At 47.8% G+C, this 20,834-nt stretch carries 17 protein-coding genes; 14 read left to right on the forward strand and 3 right to left on the reverse strand.

Annotated features, from left to right (window positions below):
• Window positions 1–231 precede the first annotated feature (231 nt).
• The 4 genes from ACXHJ2_RS04620 (at window position 232) to mgrA (ending at window position 3,664) form a co-directional block, all read left to right on the forward strand.
• Complete coding sequence (locus ACXHJ2_RS04620; protein ID WP_013372593.1) at window positions 232–1,038, forward strand: alpha/beta fold hydrolase; 807 nt, start codon at window positions 232–234, stop codon at window positions 1,036–1,038.
• 14 nt (window positions 1,039–1,052) lie between these two features.
• Entirely contained in the window at window positions 1,053–1,823 is a 771-nt protein-coding gene (locus ACXHJ2_RS04625) for an HAD family hydrolase (RefSeq protein WP_165083083.1), read from the forward strand.
• Window positions 1,820–2,560: an NAD-dependent protein deacylase gene (locus ACXHJ2_RS04630; RefSeq protein WP_040103078.1), complete on the forward strand. Its 741-nt coding sequence runs from the start codon at window positions 1,820–1,822 to the stop codon at window positions 2,558–2,560. The genes ACXHJ2_RS04625 and ACXHJ2_RS04630 overlap by 4 nt, the downstream gene beginning before the upstream one ends.
• A gap of 84 nt (window positions 2,561–2,644) precedes the next feature.
• The gene (mgrA, locus tag ACXHJ2_RS04635) at window positions 2,645–3,664 is read left to right on the forward strand and encodes an L-glyceraldehyde 3-phosphate reductase (RefSeq protein ID WP_025676133.1); all 1,020 of its coding nucleotides are present in this window, start codon (window positions 2,645–2,647) and stop codon (window positions 3,662–3,664) included.
• A 207-nt stretch (window positions 3,665–3,871) separates the two neighbouring features.
• Here the strand turns inward: mgrA and ACXHJ2_RS04640 are convergent, their stop codons facing one another.
• Window positions 3,872–4,738: an AraC family transcriptional regulator gene (locus ACXHJ2_RS04640; RefSeq protein WP_025676132.1), complete on the reverse strand. Its 867-nt coding sequence runs from the start codon at window positions 4,736–4,738 to the stop codon at window positions 3,872–3,874.
• 220 nt (window positions 4,739–4,958) lie between these two features.
• Here ACXHJ2_RS04640 and ACXHJ2_RS04645 point away from each other — a divergent pair, with 220 nt between their 5' ends.
• From ACXHJ2_RS04645 to ptsP, 10 genes are all read left to right on the forward strand, one after another.
• Window positions 4,959–6,137, forward strand: a complete 1,179-nt coding sequence (locus ACXHJ2_RS04645; RefSeq protein ID WP_045244585.1) for a galactokinase — start codon at window positions 4,959–4,961, stop codon at window positions 6,135–6,137.
• Between the two features lies 1 nt (window position 6,138).
• The gene (gene galE, locus ACXHJ2_RS04650) at window positions 6,139–7,128 is read left to right on the forward strand and encodes a UDP-glucose 4-epimerase GalE (RefSeq protein WP_016819067.1); all 990 of its coding nucleotides are present in this window, start codon (window positions 6,139–6,141) and stop codon (window positions 7,126–7,128) included.
• Between the two features lie 17 nt (window positions 7,129–7,145).
• Complete coding sequence (locus ACXHJ2_RS04655; protein WP_017426738.1) at window positions 7,146–8,789, forward strand: UDP-glucose--hexose-1-phosphate uridylyltransferase; 1,644 nt, start codon at window positions 7,146–7,148, stop codon at window positions 8,787–8,789.
• 185 nt (window positions 8,790–8,974) lie between these two features.
• The gene (locus ACXHJ2_RS04660; RefSeq protein WP_016819065.1) at window positions 8,975–10,138 is read left to right on the forward strand and encodes an iron-containing alcohol dehydrogenase; all 1,164 of its coding nucleotides are present in this window, start codon (window positions 8,975–8,977) and stop codon (window positions 10,136–10,138) included.
• A gap of 172 nt (window positions 10,139–10,310) precedes the next feature.
• Window positions 10,311–10,829: a protease gene (locus ACXHJ2_RS04665; RefSeq protein WP_090889856.1), complete on the forward strand. Its 519-nt coding sequence runs from the start codon at window positions 10,311–10,313 to the stop codon at window positions 10,827–10,829.
• 48 nt (window positions 10,830–10,877) lie between these two features.
• Window positions 10,878–12,413, forward strand: coding sequence for a flotillin family protein (locus ACXHJ2_RS04670; RefSeq protein ID WP_165083164.1), 1,536 nt, complete (start codon window positions 10,878–10,880; stop codon window positions 12,411–12,413).
• Window positions 12,414–12,606: 193 nt separating this feature from the next.
• Entirely contained in the window at window positions 12,607–13,479 is an 873-nt protein-coding gene (gene glcT, locus ACXHJ2_RS04675) for a glucose PTS transporter transcription antiterminator GlcT (protein ID WP_013372581.1), read from the forward strand.
• Between the two features lie 239 nt (window positions 13,480–13,718).
• Window positions 13,719–15,764 carry a glucose-specific PTS transporter subunit IIBC gene (gene ptsG, locus ACXHJ2_RS04680; RefSeq protein WP_165083085.1) on the forward strand — a complete coding sequence of 682 codons (2,046 nt, stop codon included), beginning with the start codon at window positions 13,719–13,721 and terminating at the stop codon, window positions 15,762–15,764.
• 110 nt (window positions 15,765–15,874) lie between these two features.
• The gene (locus ACXHJ2_RS04685; RefSeq protein ID WP_013372579.1) at window positions 15,875–16,150 is read left to right on the forward strand and encodes an HPr family phosphocarrier protein; all 276 of its coding nucleotides are present in this window, start codon (window positions 15,875–15,877) and stop codon (window positions 16,148–16,150) included.
• Complete coding sequence (gene ptsP / locus ACXHJ2_RS04690; RefSeq protein WP_165083087.1) at window positions 16,143–17,855, forward strand: phosphoenolpyruvate--protein phosphotransferase; 1,713 nt, start codon at window positions 16,143–16,145, stop codon at window positions 17,853–17,855. Before ACXHJ2_RS04685 ends, ptsP begins: the two co-directional genes overlap by 8 nt.
• 129 nt (window positions 17,856–17,984) lie before the next feature.
• Here the strand turns inward: ptsP and gcvPB are convergent, their stop codons facing one another.
• Both gcvPB and gcvPA read right to left on the reverse strand, forming a co-directional pair.
• Window positions 17,985–19,481, reverse strand: coding sequence for an aminomethyl-transferring glycine dehydrogenase subunit GcvPB (gene gcvPB / locus ACXHJ2_RS04695; protein WP_165083089.1), 1,497 nt, complete (start codon window positions 19,479–19,481; stop codon window positions 17,985–17,987).
• Window positions 19,478–20,833, reverse strand: coding sequence for an aminomethyl-transferring glycine dehydrogenase subunit GcvPA (gene gcvPA / locus ACXHJ2_RS04700; protein ID WP_165083091.1), 1,356 nt, complete (start codon window positions 20,831–20,833; stop codon window positions 19,478–19,480). Before gcvPA ends, gcvPB begins: the two co-directional genes overlap by 4 nt.
• Between the last annotated feature and the right edge of the window lies 1 nt (window position 20,834).

The raw sequence follows: 20,834 nt of genomic DNA on the forward strand, positions 1-20,834 counted from the left end.
TCAACATTGTGATTTTATTCACAACAGTAAGCGCTATCATGTCCTTTTTATGTGGCGAAAGCTTGAACACGGAATAAAGATGGGCTCATGTCTGGAAACGTGTGCTCATTTGACCCTGTATGTGCAACGATGTTACCCTAACAGGGTTATAGCTATGCTATCGAATACAGCGAAACCTTTTATATTCAAGCTAAGAATTACGAGGTACGAAAGACGAAAGGAACTTTTATAATGAGAAGAAGAACAAGAAGATCATACAATTCTTATGGGACACGCGGTTCTCGGAAAATATGGAAAATTCTTTTAGGCATCCTAATTGTCATCGTGCTAATCGCGGGTTGGGGAGCATGGAAGGTATTTACGCCTTATCAGCCTGACGAGACGGCTGCTGCTGCATTAGCCGAAATAGCGGATACTGTGAAAGTAAATGAGCAAGAGCATTGGTTAAGTTTTGAGCCTGCCAAAAGAAGTGGATCAGGAGTCATTTTGTACCCAGGGGCGTTGGTTAAACCCGAAAGTTATGCGCCCTTGGCACGCCGTTTGGCAGAAAAGGGACATCATGTGATTATTGGAAAAATGCCACTGAACCTTGCATTGATCTCACCGGATTTGGCGAATGAAGTGCTGAAGGCGTATCCGGAGGAAGCCTTTGTTATTGGCGGTCATTCGTTAGGTGGTGTGATGGCGGCCCGATATGCAGCTGCACATTCTGATCAGATCAAAGGTGTATTTTTCCTTGCTTCCTACCCGGATAACAAGGGTAATTTAAAGGATAAAAATCTGCCAGTTATTTCTCTGTTAGGAAGTGATGATGGTGTCATCCAGATGAAAAATGTCCAAAGTGGGAGAACTTATTTACCTGCCAACACGCTGTATTTTACAGTCGAAGGGGGGAACCATGCCCAATTTGGCAGTTACGGTGCCCAGAAAGGGGATAATCCTGCGAAAATTAGCGCCGTTGAGCAATGGAACCAGACGGTAACGGCTTTACAGGATTGGATGAAAGAGAGTGTGGATTCAGCTTCTAAGAACCCGTAAAGGAGGTGTAATGCATGTCTGAGCTGATCGTGCAGGGGAAGCGATACCCATGCCGTGGCATCTTATTCGATAAAGATGGCACGCTGCTGGATTTTATTCAGTTGTGGGGCCCCTGGGCTCGTTCTATACTGGATATGATGGAGCAGCATCTTGTCGTGGCGGGAGCCGGTTTTACAATGGAAAAAGGCAACGTTCTAGGTACTGTTCACGATCGGGAGGGACATGTGATCGGTTACGATCCTTCTGGCCCGCTGGCAATGGGAACGGTGGACGAAAGTACGGGTGTACTGGCTTGGCAGCTTTATACTGCCGGTGTCCCGTGGAATGAAGCTGTGCGGCTTGTCCGCGAATTTAATAAAACAGCGATGGCTGACGTCCGCCGACATCGGGCAGCGAAGGTGTTTCCAGGGTTACGGACTTTATTGGAGAAAAGTCGCCATGCCGGAATAAAGCTGGCGGTTGTGACCTCTGACAGTACAGAGGCTGCACAAGAGCATTTGGAGTGGATGGGGCTGACATCCTATTTTGACGAGATCATTGGACATGATAGGGTTACATACGGCAAGCCTGATCCGGAAATGGCTGAAACAGCTTGCGCGTTACTAGGACTGTCGCCGGCGGACGTGGTAGTGATCGGAGACAGTAATGGGGATATGCAGATGGGCAAGCGTGCTGGAGTACGGCTAGCCATTGGATTTGCGCCGGCATCGGAACGTTCCAGTCATTTGCTGGATGCGGATAAGGTGGTTCGTGGATATGAAGAGCTGGAGGTGCGTAGAGCATGAAAGTTAATACATTGGCGGAATGGATACAGCAATCACAGAATATTGTTTTTTTCGGCGGAGCAGGGACATCAACGGAAAGTGGTATTCCAGATTTTCGTTCGGCAGCAGGCTTGTATCAGAGTGAGGAAAAATTGCCCTACTCTCCTGAGGTTATGCTTAGCCGCTCTTTTTTTGTGAAGCATCCTGAAGTATTCTTCGATTTCTATCGCAGCAAAATGCTGCATCCCGATGCGAAGCCGAACGGCTGTCATCATTTTCTCGCGTCTTTGGAAAAGCAAGGCCGTCTTAAAGCGGTTGTGACGCAAAACATTGACGGATTACATCAGGCTGCAGGCAGTAGAAATGTACTGGAGCTTCACGGCTCGGTACATCGCAACTACTGTATGGAATGCGGCCGCTTTTACGGGCTAAATGAAGTGATGAACAGTTCCGAGGTTGTACCTAAATGTCCGGTAGATGGAGGGATTATCAAACCGGATGTCGTTTTATATGAGGAAGAGTTGAATCAGGATACCCTTATTCAATCCATTCAGGCCATTTCTCAAGCAGATCTGCTGTTAATTGGAGGAACGTCACTGACAGTTCATCCTGCGGCGGGCTTGATTACTTATTTTCATGGTAAACATACAGTGCTGCTGAATACAGACCCCACCTCGTATGATCACAAGGCGGATCTTTTGATCACTGAACCGATCGGTAAAGTTATGGAAAAACTTGCTCATCAATTGGGCTTGTAATCGTTTTCTTGTCAACGCCCGGATAAAAGCGCTATGATGATGGTGTAATGGACATAACAATGTTTCGAGAGAGGCTGTGATAGCATGGTTTATTTAGCTGGCGAAGATCGTTATGAAAGTATGAAATATAACCGTACAGGGAGATCGGGTCTTAAACTGCCCGCTATTTCGCTAGGCTTGTGGCACAATTTTGGCGGGATTAACAACGCGGAGAATGGTCGCAGCATGATTACTCGCTCCTTTGATCTGGGCATTACGCATTTTGATTTAGCTAATAACTATGGTCCTCCTGCAGGTTCAGCTGAGGAATTTTTCGGACAAGTGTTAGCCAGTGATATGAAACCGTACCGGGATGAATTGGTCATCTCAACCAAAGCAGGCTACCATATGTGGGCAGGTCCTTATGGTGACTGGGGATCTCGTAAGTATATGATATCCAGTCTGGATCAGAGTCTGAAGCGATTGGGACTGGACTATGTCGATATATTCTACTCTCACCGCTTCGATCCGAATACGCCGCTGGAAGAAACGATGGGAGCACTGGATCATATCGTACGTTCCGGCAAAGCGCTATATGTGGGCGTGTCTAATTATAGTGCAGAGCAAACGGCAGAAGCAGCTCGCATTTTGAAGGAGCTTGGAACACCGATGTTAATCCATCAGCCGAGATACTCTCTGCTTGACCGCTGGATTGAAAATGGATTACAAGATGTACTGGACGAAAACGGGATAGGTAGCATTGCCTTTTGTCCACTGGCTCAGGGACTGCTAACCAATAAATATTTGAACGGAATTCCCGAGGATTCACGCGCGGCAAGCACATCGGTATTCCTGAATGAGAACCATGTGACGCCCGAAACTCTGCGCAAGGTGCGCGCCTTGAATCAGATGGCTGCTGCACGTGGACAAAGTTTGGCTCAATTCTCACTGGCATGGGCTCTACGCGGTGAACGTCTGACCTCTGTCCTGATTGGGGCTAGCCGTGTAAGCCAAATCGAAGAAAATGTTGAAGCTTTATCCAATCTGGAGTTTTCACAGGAGGAGTTGGATCGGATTGATTCGATTCTAAATGCCGGGAACGGACAAGACGGCGGCACAGCCTAATGACAAAAGATATTCCAGAGTTATCGGCCTAATTTCACATGCTCTTATAAATATATACTTAACAGCCCGCATCCGTTTGAAGGATGTGGGCTGTTTGCGTTATGGCTGGGAGCAGGGGAAAACCAATGCCCTGTCCAGCATCCCCTGCAAAAGAAGATCAACCGTCTGTTGGAAGCAGCAGCTTCGTAAAGCCTCTTAAAGCTTACTTTACGACTGTGGATACTGCTTAACCTTGCTTCGGTACTCGGTTGGAGACTGCCCACAGAAGCGTTTGAATTGACGTGAGAAATATAGAGCATCGGTTAATCCTACAGATGCAGCCACTTGCTCAACCGACAGCTCAGGACGTTCGCGCAGCAGTTGACGTGATTTGTCGATCCGTAGCTTAAGCAGATAGGTGACGGGGGAGATGCCCGTTTCCTTTTTGAATATCCGTGATAAGTATGCACGGTTATAACCAAGTCCTTCAGACATTTGCTCAATGGAAACGGGGTGTGCGTACTGAGTGGACATGTATTGAACCATCTGCTTGACTGTCCGTCGAATTTGCGAATCCGCCCCAGATGGATCAGTCCAGTCACTCAGGTAATTGCTTGCTTCTCCCATAATCAGGTACAAATAGCCCAAGGCTGAAAGATGAGAACTAGATTTTCTGCTGTAAAAGGCCAATTGCATTTGCTCCAGATAACCGGGAATGGGACTTTGATCAGCAGCATGGAAAACAGGCTGATGAACACGCAGTCCTGCCTCTTGCACCACCTGCTCCGTATGGTGTCCGGTAAAGGCAGACCAACGATAGCGCCACGGTTCCTCTTCATCAGAGGTATAGCTCACCAGCTGACCGGGATGAATAAGGAAAAAATCGTTTTTTTTAAGCTGATATGTGTGCTGTTCTGTTCGAAAGATGCCTTTGCCCGACTCTACAAAGTGGAGCAGATAGTAATCATAGATTTTCGGCCCCACAGCATGACCGGATTTGGTCTGGCTCTCTCCTGCAAAAAGCACATGCAGCGGGCTATTTTCATAAAACACCGGATTAGAGGCGACAGCATAACTATATGAATGCGCTTGCAAAATAGAGTCATCCTTCCTGCATTTGTGGATAGTTTAGCGGATGCGGTATACTTACATTGTACATGTCCAAGTCACATTTATCCATAGCTTAAACACATGGATGCATTACATTGTGTGACGCTTTCATTTATACTGAAATCATAAGAGATGTCAACCTGATTAAGATATTACAGGGAAATCAGGGGGACTTTTACTAACGGTGAATGAGGTGGATGCGGATATGGACTCTACTGAATTAAAGAAACATTTTATTGAAAAATATGGTGAAAGCAGCAATGAACTGCTGATATTTCATGCACCTGGGCGCGTCAATCTGATTGGAGAGCATATCGACTATAATGGTGGTTATGTACTCCCGGCTGCGCTGGAATTTGGTACGACGCTGATCCTTCGTGCGCGCAATGATGACCAAATTCATTTTGCTTCGACAAACCTGTCGTACGAAGTGTCTATCCCCCGCGGAGAGATAGGTAAAAGCAAAACGGATGAGTGGGTGGATTATCCGGTGGGTGTGCTGGTGGAGTTGGCTCAAAAGGGAGTGTATCCTTCTAGCGGATACGATCTGCTCTATCATGGAGAAATACCGAACGGAGCTGGATTATCCTCCTCAGCCTCGATTGAGGTCGTGACAGGCTACGCTTTCTTGACTACCGAAAAGCAGAAAACCGACACTGTCGAAATCGCTTTGTTGTCCCAGCGGGCAGAAAACAATTACGTGGGTGTCAATTGCGGCATTATGGATCAGTTCGCTGTAGCGAACGGAGCGGCTGATCATGCAATTCTGCTGATGTGTGATACGCTGGAGTACCGTAAAGTGCCATTCCGCACGGGAGCTTATAAGCTTGTGATCGGCAATACAAATAAGCGCCGCGGTTTGGTGGATTCAGCCTATAACGAGCGTCGCAGTCAGTGTGCGGAAGCACTGTCCATTTTGCAGCAGCAGGAGTCGTCATTGGAATACCTTGCACAGCTGGATGAGGCTCGGTTTGGAGAGCTCCAGCATCATATTGCAGATGAAACAGTTCGCCGCCGGGCACGGCATGTGGTGGAGGAAAACGCTCGTGTGCTGGCTTCTGTCGAAGCTCTCGCGGCGAATGAACTTGCAGCTTTCGGTCAGTTAATGAACGCTTCTCACGATTCATTACGTGACCTGTATGAGGTCAGCTGCACCGAGCTGGATGTTATGGTGGAAGAAGCACGACGCATTCCTGGCACGCTGGGTGCTCGCATGACAGGGGCTGGGTTTGGAGGTTGTACGGTTTCATTGGTTCATGAGGACGATGTGGAACGTTTTGTGAAGGAAGTCGGCGAAGCTTATCAGACCCGTACGGGGCTGGAAGCCAGCTTTTATGTATGCAAGGCAGGAGACGGAGTTAAAGAACTGAAGGAGGACGAATAACATGGCCATTTTAGTCACAGGTGGAGCTGGATATATCGGTTCACATACCGTAGCAGAACTGTTGGATCTGGGAGAAGAAGTTGTTGTGCTGGATAACTTGCAAACCGGACACAAAGGAGCATTACTTGGAGGCAAGTTGTATGAAGGTGATTTGAGAGATAAAGAACTTCTGTCCAAACTGTTCTCTGAAAATAAAATCGACGCTGTTATTCATTTTGCAGCCAACTCGCTGGTTGGGGAAAGCATGCAAAATCCCGGAAAGTATTATGACAACAATGTATTTGGTACGTTGAGCTTGCTGGAGGCGATGAAAGATGCCGGCGTAAGCAAGATCGTATTTTCCTCGACTGCCGCTACCTATGGCGAACCGGAAAAGGTGCCGATTGAAGAAGGTGACCGTACTGAGCCAACTAACGTGTATGGTGAAACAAAGCTGATGATGGAGCGCATGATGTCCTGGTTTGATAAAGTATTAGGCATCAAATACGTGTCTTTACGGTATTTTAATGCGGCTGGTGCCCATGAGAGCGGCAAAATCGGTGAAGATCACCGACCAGAAAGCCATCTGATCCCATTGGTGCTCCAGACAGCATTAAAACAGCGTCCACATATCGCTGTGTTTGGTGAGGATTATGCGACACCTGATGGTACGTGTGTCCGTGATTACATTCATGTAAGTGATTTGGCGGATGCTCATGTGCGCGCAGTGAATTACTTGCGTGAAGGTAATGACAGCAACATATTCAATCTGGGCAACGGGCAGGGCTTCTCTGTGAAGGAAGTTATTGAAACGGCACGCAAGGTTACTGGACTCGACATTCCAGTTGTGACAGAACCCCGCCGTGCAGGCGATCCAGCAATATTGGTTGCATCTTCTGACAAGGCCCGTTCGGTGCTGGGCTGGAGTCCAAAACGTACCCAACTGGAGGATATTATTAGCGGAGCATGGGGATGGCATCAGTCGCACCCTCAAGGCTACGGCGACGAATAGACGGGAGACGATGACATATGAGCGAGCGCCAATCTGTAGATAAAGGCCAAGACCGGGAACTTTCCCGGCACCTGGCCCATGACATCGACGAAACTGTACAGCAATCGGCTCTATATGCGGTGGAGCAACTGGTTGCATTCGCACATAAGAAGGGCTTGATTGGTCTGCAAGATACGGATTACAGTCGTAATCTGCTATTGGAGCAGTTCGGGTTTTCGGAGCCTTATTCCGGTGGGGAAGCAGGGGGCATTATTGCCCCCGAAGCTCTCCAGCCTGTGCTTAATGTATTGATAGATTATGGTTTTGCCATAGGGCTTATCCCTGAAAACACGGATACGTATCGTGATTTGCTGGATTCCAAAATCATGGGCCAGCTAATGGCGAGACCGTCTGAAGTCATCCGTGACTTTCATCAAACGGAGGCTGAACGTGGTATAGAAGCGGCTACAGATGCTTTTTATCAATTATCCATCGATTCGAACTACATTCGAATGGATCGGGTGGCCAGCAATGTGTACTGGAATCAGTCAACGCCTTACGGAGATATGGAAATTACGATTAATTTGTCCAAGCCAGAAAAAAGTCCCAAGGAAATTGCAATGGCGAAGCTTTTACCGCCGCCTGTTTACCCCAAATGTCAATTGTGCCGTGAAAACGTTGGATATGCCGGGAGGGTAAACCATCCGTCCCGCCAAAATTTGCGTATTATTCCGGTCGAATTGAATAGGGAACCGTGGTTTTTTCAATATTCACCTTATGTGTATTACAACGAGCATTGCATTGTGTTCCATCATGATCATGTACCCATGAAGCTTACAAAGGATACGCTGCGGCGGTTGCTGGCCTTTACGAAAGCGTTTCCGCATTATTTCATTGGCTCTAATGCGGATCTGCCTATTGTCGGAGGGTCTATCCTAACTCATGATCATTTTCAGGGTGGTCGTCATACATTCCCAATTGAAAAAGCGGGTGTGGACGGCGTATACCATAATGAAGAGTTTCCGCAGGTTACGGCAGGTATTGTAAACTGGCCGATGTCGGTCATTCGTTTTACGTCAACAGATCCCGACGCACTGTTGGAGGCGGGGAATGCTGCTTTTGAAGCCTGGAAGGGTTATAGTGATCCATCGGTAGACGTTCTCTCTCATACCGAGCTGGAGGGGGAAACGATTCCGCATAATACAGTAACGCCGATTGTGCGCCGGGATTCTGAAGGAAGATATCAGATGGATCTCGTACTGCGGAACAATCGAACGAGTGAAGAATATCCGGAAGGTATTTTCCATCCCCATCGCGAGATGCATCATATCAAAAAGGAAAATATCGGTCTGATCGAGGTGATGGGGCTTGCCATCTTACCAGGTCGACTCAAGGATGAGCTGGATGGAATTGCTGATATCTTGTGTGGGGACGACGAATTGGCCGTGGCTATGCAGCAGGAAGGACATCCACTGTTTAAGCATGCAGACTGGATTTACCAGTTGAATACCCGGTTCGGTCGCCTGTCTGATAAGGAGACGGCTGTTCGTACCGTACAAAATGAGGTTGGACTGAAATTCAGTGAAATTTTAGAGCACGCAGGAGTGTATAAACGGAATCCATCCGGTCAGCAAGCGTTTGGCCGTTTTATGAAACAATTGGGCTATACCTTGGGAGAATAAAGTTGCTTATGTTGCCACATAATACAATACGAGAACCCTCCCAAGATGTGAAATGTAACCATACTCCTTAAGGGGTATGGTTTTTTTTCTGAAAATAAAGCAATTTGTTTCCTGTAACCATAAAGGTTATAATAGAGTAGTTTCTTAACATTAAACTTTAGAATTATTGGAGGCGAACGTTTGCGATGAAAGCATTCGAATTTTATAATCCTACACAATTGATCTTCGGTAAAGGACAATTGGAGGCTCTCAAGCGTGAAGTTCCTAAATATGGAAAACGTGTACTACTTGTATATGGCGGCGGCAGCATTAAGCGCAGCGGTTTGTACGATAATGTAATAAAATTGCTTGGTGAAATTGGTGCAGAGGTAACAGAACTGGCGGGTGTAGAACCAAATCCTCGCTTGTCTACGGTACATAAGGGTGTTGAATTGTGTAAAACAAATCAAATCGACCTTGTACTGGCTGTGGGCGGTGGTAGTGTACTGGATTGCTCCAAAGCTATTGCTGTCGGTGCAAAATATGATGGGGACATGTGGGATTTTGCAGAGCGTAAAGCGGCTCCCAAAGCAGCCTTGCCATTAGGTACGGTTCTGACCATGGCTGCAACCGGCTCTGAAATGAACGCAGGTTCTGTTATTACAAACGAAAAAACTCAGGAAAAATTGGGCTGGGGTAGCGTACATGCGTTTCCTGCGTTTTCCATTCTTGATCCGGTGAACACATACTCTCTGCCACAAAATCAAACGGTTTACGGAATTGTGGATATGATGTCACATACGCTCGAGCATTATTTCCATTTGGAATCCAATACTCCGGTTCAATTGGGCTGGTGTGAAACGATTTTGCGTACGGTCATAGATGCGGCGCCGGGACTGGTTAACGATCTGGAAAACTACGAGCTGCGTGAAACCATTATGTATTGTGGTACGATGGCACTGAACGGCTTCCTGAACATGGGGCTGACAGGTGACTGGGCTACGCACAATATTGAGCATGCTGTGTCTGCTGTTTATGATATTCCGCATGGTGGAGGACTGGCTATTCTGTTCCCGAACTGGATGAAACATAACTTGCATGTGAAGCCTGAACGCTTCAAACAGCTGGCTGTGAATGTGTTCCATGTGAACCCAGAAGGTAAGAGTGATGAAGAAGTAGCGTTGGAGGGTATTCAAGCGTTGCGTGATTTCTGGAGCTCGATTGGTGCACCAAGCCGTCTGGCTGATTACGATATTGATGCGTCCCAAATTGATGTAATGGCTGATAAAGCTGTGAAATTCGGACCTTTCGGTGGCTTTAACAAGCTCAATCGCGAAGATGTAGTCGAAATTTACAAAGCATCCCTGTAAACAGCGGTTGGAGCATATAGGCACGTTTGTGCGTCATTAGACGTACGAACGTGCTTTTTTGGGTTTAATTTGGAATATAAGAGGTAAATTTTGAAACTTTTTGAGGTTGAATACGTAAACATAGTTATAGACTGGAAACCAGACTGAAAAGGTACATGGAAGGAGGAGTCGCATGGAAACCTTATTTTGGTGGTTATTGGCAGGAGGAGCAATCTTTACCGTGGTTAGCGTGTTGATCGGGGATGTACTCGGTAGCTGGCTGGATGGGGCCTTAGAACTGCCGGGCCTTGATTGGTTCAGACCTGTCGTTCTACTTGGGGCTATGACTGCTTTTGGCGGGGCTGGAGTACTACTGACAAAGTATACTGGGCTGGCCATGGGCTGGGTCGTTGTGCTTGCTTTAGGGATTGCACTTGTTATTGGAGTGCTAGTGTTTTTTGCGTTTATCAAGCCTATGGCGAATTCAGAGGTATCCAGTGGCTTCTCAATGCGTGAACTAACTGGCAGAATCGGTGAGGTCACCATTCCTGTACCTGAGGTTGGTTACGGGGAAGTTATGATCCGCTTGGGTGCAGGCAACACCATACATACAGCATCTAGCTTTGATCACAAACCGCTAGCTGCGGGAACCCGTATTGTCGTGGTTGAGGTCGCAGAGGGCGTCGTCCGCGTAGCGTACCTGGACACATAGACGGCGCATTCGCTTAACTTGAAGGGAGCGTGATCGGGAGTGTCAAGTTTGCAAGATATTGTGTTGATCCCTGGAATTGTTGTCATTGTTATCGTCATATTAGGGATTGCTTTTTGGGCCCGTTACAAAACGGTAGGACCGGATGAAGGAATGATTGTGACAGGTTCTTTTCTGGGAAATAAAAATATTTCCGAGGATGATTCTGGTCGCAAGATTAAAATTGTACGTGGTGGGGGCGCTTTCATTTGGCCTATTTTCCAGCAGTCCGAATTTATCTCTCTGTTGTCTCACAAATTGGACGTAACTACACCGGAAGTATATACAGAGCAAGGAGTACCCGTGATTGCGGATGGTGTGGCGATCATCAAGGTTGGCAGTTCCATTGAGGATGTAGCCACAGCAGCCGAGCAGTTCATCGGAAAGCCGCTGGAAGCGCTTAGAGGAGAGGCTCAAGAAGTGCTGGAGGGACATTTGCGGGCAATCCTCGGCTCCATGACGGTAGAGGAAGTATATCGTAATCGGGATCGGTTTGCGCAGGAAGTACAGGGCGTGGCTGCGCGCGATCTGAAAAAGATGGGCTTGCAGATCGTTTCATTCACCATCAAAGACGTGCGCGATAAACATGGGTATCTGGATGCGCTCGGTAAGCCGAGAATTGCTGCTGTGAAAAGGGATGCAGAGATTGCAGAAGCCGAGGCAGTGCGGGATGCCCGAATTCAGAAGGCACGAGCAGAACAGGAAGGACAGAAGGCCGAACTGTTGCGGGATACGAATATTGCCGAGGCGGCCAAGGAGAAGGAATTGAAGGTGGCTTCGTTTAAGAAAGAACAGGATACAGCCAGGGCAGAAGCCGATCAGGCTTATCACATTCAGGAGGCCCGTGCTAAGCAGACTGCTGTCGAGGAACAGATGAAAGTTGAGTTGGTACGTAAGGAACGGGAGATTGATATTCAAGCCAAGGAAATACAGGTACGTGAAAAGCAGTATGATGCGGAAGTGAAAAAGAAGGCGGAAGCCGATCGGTATGCAGTAGAACAAGCGGCGGAAGCCGACAAATCGCGTAAAATGCGTGAGGCGGAATCGCTGCAATACTCGATTGAAACACAGGCTAAAGCGTCAGCTGAACAAAAACGTCTAAACGGGCAAGCAGAAGCGGATGCAGAACGGGCCAAAGGTACAGCCGATGCAGATGTCATCCGTTTGCGTGGTCTCGCGGAAGCCGAGGCCAAGGAAAAACTGGCGGAGGCGTTCCAGAAGTTTGGAGAGGCTGCCGTGCTCGATATTATCGTGAAAATGCTGCCGGATCTGGCAGGACGCATTGCCGAACCGATTGCATCCATTGATAAACTGACTGTTGTGGATACGGGTAAAGGGGAAGGAGCAACGCGTGTCAGCAATTATGTCACCGAACTGATGGCGACGGCTCCTGAGATGCTTAAGAGTGTATCCGGTATTGATGTAGAGCAGTTGATCAAGGGACTAACCACTGGAAAAAATGGTCTTCATTCCGTACCGTCCTCCGGTGATGCGAACAAGCTACACAATCCAGCCTCGGTTGAGATGGCACTAACGGATAAAGAATAACGATAAGCCTTTGGGGAACAGATTCTCAGCCCCCAAAAGACCGCTTTTCATCACAGCATTTCCTGGAAATTGTGATGAAAAGCGTTTTCTTTTTATTGACCTTTAGCGGAATATTTGGTACTTTAACGTGGATTCCTCTGAGCTTCATGCTATAATTCTTAGGGATCAAGGTTCTGATAAAAGAGGTGCGGATGTGAGCAGCCTAAAAGTGGCCAAAGCGCTGAATAACAATGTGATTATAGGGATGCATCCCGAGCATGATGAGGTTGTCGTGATTGGAAAAGGAATCGGTTTCAATCGCAAACCCGGCGATCTAATGCCGTTGGATTCAGTTGAAAAATTATTTATATTAAAAAGCCATGAAGAGCAGGAGCAATACAAACGATTGCTTCCTGAGCTGGATGAAAAGCTCATTGAGGTCATCGGTGAGGTGCTTCATCTTGTTCAGCTTCAAGCCAAAAAGCCTCTTAATGAGCACATACTAATTGCTTTAACTGACCATATTGCCTTCTCCATCAACCGTCATAAACAGGGGATTACGATTCATAATCCGTTCTTGTATGAAACTAGGGAAATATATCCTCAGGAATACAAGATGGCTGAGCAGGCTGTTGCTTTGATCAAGGATAAGATGGACGTGGATCTGGGAGAAGATGAAATCGGATTCGTAGCTCTGCATATTTATAGTGCTATGACGAACCAACATATCTCCGAGGTTAGGAAGGATTCTCGTCTGATTGCTGACATGGTTCAGGTGGTCGAGACGACACTGGATTACCGAATTCCTCTCCAATCCCTTGATTATTCCCGTCTGCTGACTCATCTGAGATTTGCGATTGAACGTGTACGACGAGGAGAGATTGTGCAGGAGATTTACCGATTGGACAAGCTTTTGAATGAAGAATATCCAGAAATGTATATGCTGGCCTGGAAACTTACGAAGATTATGGAGAAAAGGCTACGTAAACCGGTGTATCCAGCTGAAGTTAGCTATTTGACGATGCATCTGCAGCGTTTGTCCCAACGCAAGCAGGGAGAGCAACAAACCGTGATAAAGCCCGAATAAAAAAGTATTGCCTCGCATTTAGCGTGGTGCTATAATCAATTTTGCAATGAGGAAGACAACAACTAAACATTTTAACGTGTTACTGATTCGATCAGGCATGAGTTGTTTTAAGTTATGATTGTTTACAGCCTAGTGGGGTAAGCTATATCCCAAGGTTGTGTTCAAACATACTTAAATCGGCTCATGCCTTTTTTGTTGTTTTACCTCTGTTCTAAATTTCAGAGAAGGATGTGGAAGGTATGTTTAAAAAGCTTTTCGGCGTTTTACAGCGTGTCGGTAAAGCGTTAATGCTTCCGGTAGCCATTTTGCCAGCTGCGGGGCTTTTATTGGGTATCGGCAACATGCTGGTCAACCCTGATTTTCTCCAGTACATCCCTGCATTAAATGCGGGCTGGGTTCAATCGGTAGCGACCATCATGATGAATGCCGGACAAATTGTTTTTGATAATCTGGCGCTGTTGTTCGCAGTCGGCGTAGCCGTCGGTCTGGCGGGCGGCGAAGGTGTAGCAGGTTTGGCTGCGATCATCGGTTACCTCGTAATGAACATTACGCTGGGTACAGCTGTGGGAGTCACACCTGGTCTGATTGCTCAAAAAATACCGGGTTATGCGAATGTGTTGGGTATTCCTACACTGCAAACCGGGGTGTTCGGCGGGATTATCATCGGTATACTGGCCGCTGCTATGTACAACCGATTTTTCAAAATCGAGCTTCCTTCGTACCTGGGCTTTTTTGCGGGTAAGCGCTTCGTTCCAATTGCAACGGCAGTATCTTCACTGATTGTCGGACTGGCACTGGTTCTGATCTGGCCTCCAGTTCAGCAAGGGCTTAACGCAGTATCTCACTTTATGGTGTATTCCAACCCGACCTTGTCGGCGTTCCTGTTCGGGGTTATCGAACGTGCGCTCATTCCATTTGGTCTGCATCACATCTGGTACTCACCGTTCTGGTTTGAGTTTGGTGAATATGTTAACAAAGCAGGTCAAACCGTTCACGGTGACCAGCAAATCTTCTTTAGTCAGCTTCGCGACGGCGTGGCACTGACAGCAAGTACGTTCCAAGTAGGTAAATTCCCATTCATGATGTTCGGATTACCAGCTGCAGCACTTGCGATGTATCATGAAGCAAGACCAGAACACAAAAAATATGTAGCAGGTATCATGGGTTCAGCAGCCTTGACTTCGTTCCTGACAGGTATTACGGAGCCACTGGAATTTTCCTTCCTGTTCGTAGCTCCATTGCTGTTTGCAGTACACTGTGTATTTGCAGGTTTGTCATTCATGACGATGCAAATTTTGAATGTTAAAATCGGCATGACGTTCTCTGGTGGATTTATTGACTTCCTGATTTTTGGGATTATTCCAACCCGTACGCCATGGTGGTATGTAATTATCGTCGGTCTGATTTTGGCGGTTATTTACTACTTCGGATTCCGATTCATCATACGGAAATTCAACTTGAAGACACCAGGACGTGAAGAAGCTACAGATAATGTGGAGGGTGCAGCAAGCGGTAGCAGTGACGAGCTTCCACATAACATTTTGGCTGCTTTCGGTGGTTCATCGAATATCAAGCATCTGGATGCATGTATCACACGTCTTCGGATCGAAGTTAATGAAAAATCAAACGTTGATAAAGCTCGTCTGAAACAACTTGGCGCCTCGGGTGTCCTTGAAGTAGGTAACAATGTACAGGCCATCTTCGGTACCCGTTCCGATACGATTAAAACTCAAATGGCTGATATCATGGCAGGACGTACACCTGCACCTGCTCCTTCAGAACCAGCTCCACAAGAAGAAAAGGAAGCCGGAGAACAAAAGCAAACGATCGTTGTGGAAGATATTGTGATGCCAGTTAATGGTGAATTGGTTGACATCTCGACCGTTCCCGATCCGGTATTCGCAGAACGTATGACAGGTGACGGCTTTGCAGTTGTGCCAAATGATGGAACCATTGTATCTCCTGTCTATGGTAAAGTATTCAATGTATTCCCAAGCAAGCATGCGGTTGGTATTCAATCCGATGGTGGTAAAGAAGTGCTTGTTCATATCGGGGTAAATACAGTGAAACTTAAAGGTCAAGGATTTGACGTTTTGGTGAACGAAGGCGATCTTGTGTCAGCCGGCCAGCCTATCATGAAAGTAGACCTGGAATATGTGAAGGCCAACGCTAAATCCATCATCTCACCTGTCATTTTTACCAACCTTCCAGAAGGTTCTTCGGTAACTTTAAACAAAACTGGAGTATTGAAGGCTGGCGAAGATGGTATAATTACGATAAAATAAACTCTATGTGTTTCGGATTAGTTGATTAGGCGGCTTAAGCCGCCTGGTCATCTGCCCGGTATACTGCGTGTAAACAAATATTATCTTTAGGAAAGTGGGAGGAACAAATTATGCAAACAACTTTTAGAATCACGGATGAAGACGGTATCCATGCACGTCCTGCAACTGCGCTGGTAAATACAGCTAACAAATTCAGCGGTGCTGAGTCTTTCGCCGAAGCTAACGGTAAAAAAGTAACTTTGAAATCCATTCTGGGTGTATTGTCTCTGGGTCTGGAACAAGGGGATACTATTAACATTATCTGCGAAGGCGCTGAAGCTGCTGAAGCATTGAAAGCTCTTGAAAATGTAATCGTTAACGAAGGGCTGGGCGAAGTTCATGCTTAAAATTTCCGGGATTGCCGCTTCGGCAGGCATAGCCATTGCCCGGGCGTTTATCTTGGAGCATCCGAATTACGCTGTAGAGAGACGCGCGGTTGGTGATGTTGAAGCTGAAATCGCAAGATTGGATGCAGCTTTGGCAGAATCTCAAACCGAATTGGAATCGATTAAGGAGAAAACGCTTCGGGAGCTGGGTGAGAAAAAAGCAGAAATTTTTGCATCTCACCTGCTCATCCTGAATGATCCTGAATTGATCGATCCGGTTAAAGCTAAAATCAGAGACGAGCAGCTCAATGCTGACTATGCTTTGAATGAAGTAGCTACACAGTTTGTTTCCATGTTTGAAAACATGAAAAGTGCATATTTGCAAGAACGCGCATCGGACATGCGTGATGTAACCAAACGGGTGCTTAATCATCTGCTTGGTGTTCATTTTGTCAGCCCTGCAGAAATTGCCGAAGAAACGATTGTACTTGCAGAAGATTTGACACCTTCCGACACAGCTCAGCTGAACCGTGAATTTGTTAAAGGCTTTGCAACGAACATCGGTGGACGCACCTCGCACTCGGCTATTATGGCTCGTTCATTAGAAATTCCTGCTGTTGTAGGAACGAAAAATATATTGTCTCAAGCTAAAAGCGGCGATTTGATTATCGTCGATGGTCTGGATGGTCATGTATTCGTGAATCCTACCGAAGAAATCATTGCGGAATACCGCGCTAAACAGGTGGCATATGAAAAGCAACGCGAAGAGTGGCGTAAGCTGCGTGGCGAAGCTACGGTTTCCGTTGATGGTGTCCATGTCGAACTGGCAGCCAATATTGGTACGCCTAACGATGTAGCTGGTGTTCTGGACAACGGTGGAGAAGGCGTTGGCTTGTACCGTACGGAATTCTTGTACATGGGACGCGACAAGCTCCCATCCGAAGATGTACAGTACACAGCTTACAAAACGGTTCTGGAAAGAATGGAAGGCAAACCGGTTGTAGTCCGTACTTTGGACATCGGTGGAGATAAAGAACTTCCTTATCTGGATCTGCCGAAAGAAATGAATCCGTTCCTCGGATTCCGTGCTATTCGTCTGTGTCTGGATCGCCAGGATATCTTCCGCACTCAATTGCGTGCTTTGTTGCGTGCAAGTGTACACGGTAACCTGCGCATTATGTTCCCAATGATTGCTACGCTGAACGAATTCCGTGAAGCTAAAGCTGTTTTGTTGGAGGAAAAAGAAAAGTTGGTAGCCGAGGGTGTATCCGTATCTGAAGAAATTCAGCTGGGCATCATGGTAGAAATTCCTTCCACAGCGGTATTGGCTGACCAATTCGCAAAAGAAGTGGATTTCTTTAGTATCGGTACTAACGATCTGATTCAATACACCATGGCAGCAGATCGTATGAACGAACGAGTTTCTTACCTGTATCAACCATATAACCCATCTATTTTGCGTCTGGTGAAAATGGTTATTGATGCCGCTCACCGTGAAGGACGTTGGGTTGGTATGTGTGGTGAAATGGCAGGAGACACCACAGCAATTCCGTTGCTGCTGGGTCTGGGACTTGATGAGTTCAGCATGAGCGCAACTTCCATTCTGCCAGCACGTAGTCAAATCTCTAAGTTGTCCCGTGCGGACATGGAGAAATTGGCTGCAAAAGCTCTGGATATGCAAACAGCTGAGCAGGTTGTTGAATTGGTTCAAAGCATCGAAGCATAAGGAAGGGTATCACATTTTTCAAAGGTTATATCTTTTTCCAACAAAAAATTGCTGTATACATACAGCAGCCGGTATCTCAACAGATACCGGCTTTTTTGTATGCTTTGGATTGTTGGGTTGAATTTATTCTTAACTACATGTGCAATTCAGCACAGGTTTACGAGCTGCAGTGGTTTCATCCAGGCGCGTGACTGGAGTGGTATAGGGGGCATTGAGCACCAGCTCAGGGTTCTCCTCGGCTTCGCGCGCAATATGAATCATAGTGTCGACAAAAGCATCAAGCGTCTCTTTACTTTCTGTTTCCGTCGGCTCGATCATGATGCATTCCTCTACATTCAGCGGAAAATAAATGGTAGGTGGATGGTAACCGAAATCAAGCAACCGTTTGGCTACATCAAGCGTGCGCACTCCAAACTTCTTCAAGCCTCGTCCCGACATGACAAATTCGTGTTTACAATGCACGGGATAAGGCAGGTCAAAATACGGAGCCAGCCGATGCATCATGTAGTTGGCATTGAGTACAGCACATTCGGACACTCGCTTCAAGCCATCAGGGCCGTAGCTGCGGATATAGGCATAGGCACGGACGAGAATGCCGAAGTTGCCATAAAAGGCTTTGACCCGCCCAATAGAATCTCCCTGCTCCCGATCCCAGCGGTACCTACCCTGCGGATCACGTACGACAAGCGGCTTGGGCAGAAAGGGAATCAGTCGCTGCTTTACGCCGACGGGTCCAGCGCCCGGGCCCCCTCCACCGTGCGGAGTACTCATCGTTTTGTGCAAATTGAGATGCACCACATCAAAGCCCATATCCCCAGGGCGGGTAATCCCCATGATAGCATTGGAATTTGCGCCGTCATAGTAGAGCAGGCCACCTGCGTCATGCACAATTGCGGCAATATCAGTGATTTGCTTCTCGAACAGACCAAGCGTGTTCGGATTGGTCAGCATGAGCGCAGCGGTGTCGTTGCCTACGGCTTGACGCAGCGCATCCAGATCCACCAGCCCCTCAGGGGTGGAGGGAAGGGTGATTGTTTCGAAACCCGCGACGGTTGCACTGGCGGGGTTCGTTCCGTGCGATGAATCCGGCACGAGCACCTTGGTACGTCGCTCGCCACGTGCTTCGTGGTAAGAGCGGATCATCATCAGCCCGGTCCATTCGCCATGGGCGCCAGCAGCGGGCTGAAGCGTAACGGCATCCATGCCGGTCAACGCAGCTAGATCATTTTGGAGCGTATGCAGCAGCTCCATAGCCCCCTGGATGCTATCCTCCGGCTGATATGGGTGAATTTTAGCAAAGCCTGCGTAACGGGCGACATCCTCATTCACTTTTGGATTGTATTTCATCGTACACGAGCCAAGCGGATAAAACCCGTTGTCGACGCCGAAGTTGCGCTGGGACAGGGCGGTATAATGGCGAATAACATCTACTTCATATACCTCGGGTAATGCCGCAGGTTCGCTGCGCAGCGCATAATCCGGCAAAAGCTCTGCCACCGGGCGACGAGGAACGTCGCACTCGGGAAGGGAATAAGCGATGCGACCCGGACGGCTCAATTCAAAAATGAGCGCTTGATCGTGTTCCTTCAACAGCTCTTGTTTCTGGTCCGGTCCGGTGTGTGTCATAGCAATCCCTCCAAGGTGTGTACAAATTGGTCGATCTCTTCTTTGGTTCTTTGCTCCGTCACGGCAATCAGCATGTGACCCGCAAGTTCCGGATAGTCCCGGCCCAAATCATAGCCTACGATAAATCCAGCAGCTAGCAGATTGTCCTGAAGTTGGCTCACATCCGTACCTTCAGGCAGCCTAAGGGCAAACTCGTTAAAGGTCGGTGCGTGAAATGAGGCAGTTACGCCTTTCAAGCTCAGCAATTGTTCTAACGCATAGCGGCTTTTATGCAAATTCAGCTCGGCTACTTCCTGGATGCCCTGTCTCCCCATGACGGACAAGTACACAGATGCAGATAATGCAAGCAACGCTTGATTGGAGCAAATGTTAGACGTGGCCTTTTCGCGGCGGATATGCTGTTCCCGCGCTTGCAAGGTCAGCACGAAGCCGCGTTTGCCGTTACGGTCTGTGGTTTGGCCTACGATACGCCCAGGGATACGACGCATATGTGCCTGAGAAACGGCAAAGTAACCGCAGGTCGGACCGCCGAGGGAGGACGAGATCCCAAACGGCTGCGCGTCTCCTACAACAATATCCGCGCCCTGCTTGCCGGGCGCCTCCAGCAAGCCAAGTGCCAATGGGTTGGCACTGACGACCATAAGCCCCTTGTGTGCATGGATCAGGTCAGCCATCGGCTTCAGATTTTCCACGGCTCCAAAAAAGTTGGGGCTTTGGATCAAGACAGCCGCCGTCTGTTCCGATACGGCCGCGGCAAGCGCATCGACATCTGTTACGCCGTCCGAACAGCCGATCTCCACGATGTCCAAGTCCAATCCGCGTGCATAGGCTGCCAATACCTGGCGTGCCTCTGGATGGACAGAACTTGATACAATAAGCTGTTTACGGCGCGTGGCTGCGGCGGCCAGTGAGCCCGCTTCCGCCAGAGCTGTCGCTCCATCGTACATACTGGCATTAGCTACTGCCATGCCTGTCAACTCGCAAATATATGACTGGAATTCAAAAATGGCTTGTAGCTCGCCCTGGCTTACTTCTGGCTGATAGGGGGTGTAGGCTGTGTAAAATTCGGAACGTGAGGTGATGTGTTGGATAACGGATGGAATATGATGATCATAAATACCTGCACCAAGAAAGCTGGCATGTGTATCTGTATTGGCGTTTCGTCCGGCCAGCTCGGCCATGTGGCGAGTTAAGGCTCTTTCGTCGAGCCGAGAGGAAAGAGGAAGTTCCCCTTGGTATCGAATAGCCTCTGGAATGTCACTGAATAAATCATCAATGGATGATACGCCCACCACACGCAGCATTTCGGTTTGGTCTTGTTCGGTCATGGGGAGATAGCGATGCTGCTTCATA

Source organism: Paenibacillus sp. ALE3, assembly GCF_054113405.1.

Excerpts from the sequence above, each read along its gene's own strand:
- ACXHJ2_RS04660 (WP_016819065.1), top strand. The coding sequence starts at position 8,975 with ATGAAAGCATTCGAATTTTATAATCCTACACAATTGATCTTCGGTAAA.
- mgrA (WP_025676133.1), top strand. The coding sequence starts at position 2,645 with ATGGTTTATTTAGCTGGCGAAGATCGTTATGAAAGTATGAAATATAAC.
- ACXHJ2_RS04655 (WP_017426738.1), top strand. The coding sequence starts at position 7,146 with ATGAGCGAGCGCCAATCTGTAGATAAAGGCCAAGACCGGGAACTTTCC.
- gcvPA (WP_165083091.1), bottom strand. The coding sequence starts at position 20,833 with ATGAAGCAGCATCGCTATCTCCCCATGACCGAACAAGACCAAACCGAA.
- ACXHJ2_RS04685 (WP_013372579.1), top strand. The coding sequence starts at position 15,875 with ATGCAAACAACTTTTAGAATCACGGATGAAGACGGTATCCATGCACGT.
- ACXHJ2_RS04620 (WP_013372593.1), top strand. The coding sequence starts at position 232 with ATGAGAAGAAGAACAAGAAGATCATACAATTCTTATGGGACACGCGGT.
- ACXHJ2_RS04630 (WP_040103078.1), top strand. The coding sequence starts at position 1,820 with ATGAAAGTTAATACATTGGCGGAATGGATACAGCAATCACAGAATATT.
- gcvPB (WP_165083089.1), bottom strand. The coding sequence starts at position 19,481 with ATGACACACACCGGACCGGACCAGAAACAAGAGCTGTTGAAGGAACAC.
- ACXHJ2_RS04625 (WP_165083083.1), top strand. The coding sequence starts at position 1,053 with ATGTCTGAGCTGATCGTGCAGGGGAAGCGATACCCATGCCGTGGCATC.
- ptsP (WP_165083087.1), top strand. The coding sequence starts at position 16,143 with ATGCTTAAAATTTCCGGGATTGCCGCTTCGGCAGGCATAGCCATTGCC.
- ptsG (WP_165083085.1), top strand. The coding sequence starts at position 13,719 with ATGTTTAAAAAGCTTTTCGGCGTTTTACAGCGTGTCGGTAAAGCGTTA.
- ACXHJ2_RS04645 (WP_045244585.1), top strand. The coding sequence starts at position 4,959 with ATGGACTCTACTGAATTAAAGAAACATTTTATTGAAAAATATGGTGAA.
- galE (WP_016819067.1), top strand. The coding sequence starts at position 6,139 with ATGGCCATTTTAGTCACAGGTGGAGCTGGATATATCGGTTCACATACC.
- ACXHJ2_RS04665 (WP_090889856.1), top strand. The coding sequence starts at position 10,311 with ATGGAAACCTTATTTTGGTGGTTATTGGCAGGAGGAGCAATCTTTACC.